This is a genomic window from Saccharopolyspora sp. (assembly GCF_017434145.1).
Lineage (GTDB): Bacteria > Actinomycetota > Actinomycetes > Mycobacteriales > Pseudonocardiaceae > Saccharopolyspora_C > Saccharopolyspora_C galaxeae.
In genome coordinates this window covers 1-3533 of sequence record NZ_JAFRFW010000794.1, presented here as the reverse complement: position 1 = coordinate 3533, position 3533 = coordinate 1, and the positions used below count along the sequence as shown (strand labels likewise).

Genomic DNA, 3533 nt, shown 5'->3' with positions numbered 1-3533 from the left:
TGGGCGAATGCGGACGGCAGTTCGACGTGGCCGGCGAGGAGCTGCGCGATGCCCGGTCGGCGGATCGGGAGGAGTGAGTCCGGTGGGCAGAGCGCAGCTGCGGCTGGAAGTGCCGGTCCCGGCGCCGCCGGAGGCGGTGTGGGCGGCCGCGACGGACTGGCCGCGCCAAGGCGAATGGATGCTGGGGACCTCGGTGCACGTCGTCCGCGGTGACGGCGGTCCCGGTTCGCAGCTGGCCGCGTTCACCGGTTTCTACGGGCTCGGTTTCCTGGACACGATGGAGATCGTCGAGATGCGCGAGCCGTTGTGCTGCCGCGTCCGGCACACCGGGCGGCTGATCTCCGGCGAGGGCGGTTTCCGGGTGATCTCCCGCGGTGACGACGACCGCTCGACGTTCGTGTGGTGGGAGGACTTGTCGCTGCCGGCCGGGACCGGACCGGCGTGGCCGGTGGTCCGGCCCGCGTTCGCATGGGGGCTGCGCAAGTCGCTGGACCGGTTCGCGGTGTTCTGCGTGGAGCATCGGCGCGATGGCTGAGCCGGGCGCGGTCGTGATCGGTTCGGACGGCCGGGCGCGCTGCCCGTGGGGAGCGAACCAGCCGGACTACGCCGAGTACCACGACTCCGAATGGGGCGTCCCGCTGCGCGGCGAGGCGGCGCTGTTCGAGCGGATCACGCTGGAAGCCTTCCAGTCCGGGCTGGCCTGGCTGACGATCCTGCGCAAGCGCGAGGCGTTCCGCCGCGCGTTCGCCGAGTTCGACCCGCGGCGGGTCGCCGAGTTCGGTCCGGACGACCGGCAGCGGTTGCTGGCCGACGCGGACATCGTGCGCAACCGGGCCAAGATCGACGCGGCGATCCGGAACGCGGGCGCGGTGCTGGAGCTGGACCGCCCGCTGGACGAGCTGCTGTGGTCGTTCGCGCCGCAGGATTCCCGGGCGCGGCCGAAGAAGTCGGACGACGTCCCGGCGATCACGCCGGAGTCGAAGGCGATGGCCAAGGAGCTCAAGCGCCGCGGTTTCGTGTTCGTCGGCCCCACGACCTGCTACGCGCTGATGCAGGCGACCGGGATGGTCGACGACCACCTCGCCGGCTGCTGGCGCGCGACCGCCCCGGAGTGAGCTGTTCGTCGTGAGTGAACGGACCGCCCGCCCAATCTAGCCAGGCGAGCAGGCCGTTCACTCGGTGCCGGGTGGGATCAGTGGCCGGTGAAGTCGGGGTTGCGCTTGGCCACGAACGCCGAGACGGCCTCGCGGTGATCGGCGGTCCGGCCGGCTTCGATCTGGGCACCCGCCTCGACGTCGAGGGCTTCGTCGAGTCCTTCGGCGGCCGCGGCGCGCATCGTCTCCTTGATCCGGGCGTACGCGCTGGTCGGTCCGGTAGCCATCCGCGCGGCGAGCTCGCCTGCCGCTTCGGTGGCCTGCCCGGCCTCGACGACCCGGTTGACCATGCCTATCCGCAACGCCTCGTCGGCGCCCACCGGTTCGGCCAGCAGCAGCAGCTCCATCGCCCGCCCGTAGCCGATCAGCCGCGGCAGCGTCCACGACGCCCCGGTGTCGGTGGACAGCCCCACGTTGGCGAAGGCCATCAGGAACTTCGCGTCGGCCGATGCGATCCGCAGGTCGCAGGCGAACGCCAGCGAAGCCCCCGCGCCCGCCGCGCTGCCGCCGACCGCCGCGATGATCGGTTTCGGCATCGTCGCCACCGCCCGGATCAGCGGGTTGTAGTGCTCCTCGACCGTCCGCAGTGGACTCGGGTCGTCGGCTTCCAGCAGCGCGATGTGCTCCTTGAGGTCCTGCCCTGCGCAGAACGACCGGCCGGCGCCCGCGAGCACCACCGCGCGGATCGAGTCGTCCGCGGCGGCTTCCCGCAACGCGGCGGTCAGCGCGACCTTGAGCTCCACGTTGAGCGCGTTGAACGACTCCGGCCGGTTCATCGTCAGCGACCGCACGCCGTCGTTGTCCTGGGTCAGCAGTACATCGGACACTTCTCGCCCTTTCGTCGCGATGAGCTGTGCCGCGCCGGATCGGCGGCAGCCTCCTCCACAGTGGACTCATGCACTGGTGGTGCCGGTCCGGCGACGGCGCGTGGCGCGAGCGGTCCCGAAGGGACGATCCGCCGAATTCGCCGCCATGGCCGCACGACGCTAGCCGAAGGCGCATCGCGCGGTAAGCCGGGGAGTGCTGAACATGCCTGCACGGAGGCTGAGTCTGCCACCCGGCGCAGGCATTCGACCAGCGCAACAGCGACACGAGTTGATCGGCTCGGTTTCGCGGCTGGTTCCGGATGGGGGAGAATGGACCAGGACCCGGCTGATTGTGGCGATCAGCGGGTGGGAAGAGTTCACGGAGGGAGCACGCTATGGCGGCCATGAAGCCCCGGACCGGTGACGGTCCCCTCGAAGTGACGAAGGAGGGACGCGGGATCGTGATGCGCGTCCCCCTTGAGGGCGGTGGGCGGCTCGTCGTCGAGATGTCGCTGGAGGAGGCCAAGAACCTGGGCGACGCCCTGGAATCGGCCACCGGCTGAGGCCGCCGCGAAACCTCCGGCGTGCCCCCGATCGTCGTGGTCCGGCCCCGGCATTCCCGCGATGCCGGGGCCGTCGTCCGTGGGGCGGGCCGCACCGGCCGCCCCGTTGCAAGGAAGGAATGCCATCCGTGCCCGATTCCTCGGTGTTCGATTCTTCGCGGTCGCGGGAGCACGCGGTGCTCCCGGTGATCCCGACGGCACTGGTCGAAGTGGACGTCGTGACCCGCTGGCGGGACGGCGTGCCCGCGGCGGTGCCGGTCTTCGACGGTGCTGTTGGCCCGGATTTGGCTGGCCCGGACCTGGCTGCGGCCGCCGAACCGTGGGGAGTGGACACCGCGACGCTCGAAGCGTTGGGAGTGACGGCTTCGGCGGGCGACGTGCGCACGATTCCGCTGCCGGACGGGCGGTTCGGCTGGACCGTCGGCGCCGGTTCCGGTGATCAGTGGCGCACCATCGGTGCGGCGCTGGCGCGCGCGGCGCGCGAACGGCTCGGTGAAGGCTCCGGCGAGGACGATCCCGAAGACCTCGGCGACGCGACCGAGGCCGAATACCTCCAAGTGCGGTTGCCCGCGGACGCCGACGCGGAACTCGTCGCCGCGTTGACGCTCGGGTTGTCGCTGGGCGACTACCGGTTCCGGGTCACCGGCAAGCCCACCGCGCCCCGGCTGCGCAAAGCTCTGCTGGTGGTCCCCGAAGGCACGGATCCGGCGGGATTGCGCGAGGCCGTCGCGCAGGCGCACGAGTGGGCCGCCGCCACCGCGTTGGCGCGGGACCTGGCCAACACGCCCTCCAACGTGAAGAACCCCGCGTGGTTGACCGGTGCGGCCGCCGAGCTCGCCGGGTCGCTGCCCGGCCTGACGGCCGCCGTCCGCGACGAGAAGTGGTTGGCGGACAAGGGTTTCGGCGGCGTGCTGGCGGTCGGCGGCGGATCCGTGAGCCCGCCCCGGCTGCTGGAGCTGACCTGGCGGCCCGAGGGGATCAAGTCCGGTCCGCACCTGGTGCTGGTCGGC

At 71.8% G+C, this 3533-nt stretch carries 4 protein-coding genes and 1 pseudogene; 4 read left to right on the top strand and 1 reads right to left on the bottom strand.

Annotation, left to right across the window (positions count from 1 at the left end; genetic code table 11):
- The first annotated feature begins 82 nt into the window (after nt 1-82).
- On the top strand, nt 83-535 hold the full coding sequence (locus tag IJH84_RS21535) for an SRPBCC family protein (protein WP_295148235.1): 453 nt from the start codon (nt 83-85) through the stop codon (nt 533-535).
- Nucleotides 528-1115 carry a DNA-3-methyladenine glycosylase I gene (locus tag IJH84_RS21530; protein ID WP_295148232.1) on the top strand — a complete coding sequence of 196 codons (588 nt, stop codon included), beginning with the start codon at nt 528-530 and terminating at the stop codon, nt 1113-1115. The genes IJH84_RS21535 and IJH84_RS21530 overlap by 8 nt, the downstream gene beginning before the upstream one ends.
- Before the next feature lie 77 nt (nt 1116-1192).
- Here IJH84_RS21530 and IJH84_RS21525 read toward each other — a convergent pair whose 3' ends face one another.
- Nucleotides 1193-1981, bottom strand: a complete 789-nt coding sequence (locus IJH84_RS21525) for an enoyl-CoA hydratase-related protein (protein ID WP_295148229.1) — start codon at nt 1979-1981, stop codon at nt 1193-1195.
- A 374-nt stretch (nt 1982-2355) separates the two neighbouring features.
- Between IJH84_RS21525 and IJH84_RS21520 the strand changes: the two genes are divergently transcribed.
- Nucleotides 2356-2523, top strand: coding sequence for a DUF3117 domain-containing protein (locus tag IJH84_RS21520; RefSeq protein ID WP_200073288.1), 168 nt, complete (start codon nt 2356-2358; stop codon nt 2521-2523).
- Between the two features lie 119 nt (nt 2524-2642).
- Nucleotides 2643-3533: pseudogene (locus IJH84_RS21515) on the top strand (peptidase M17); the annotation flags it as partial.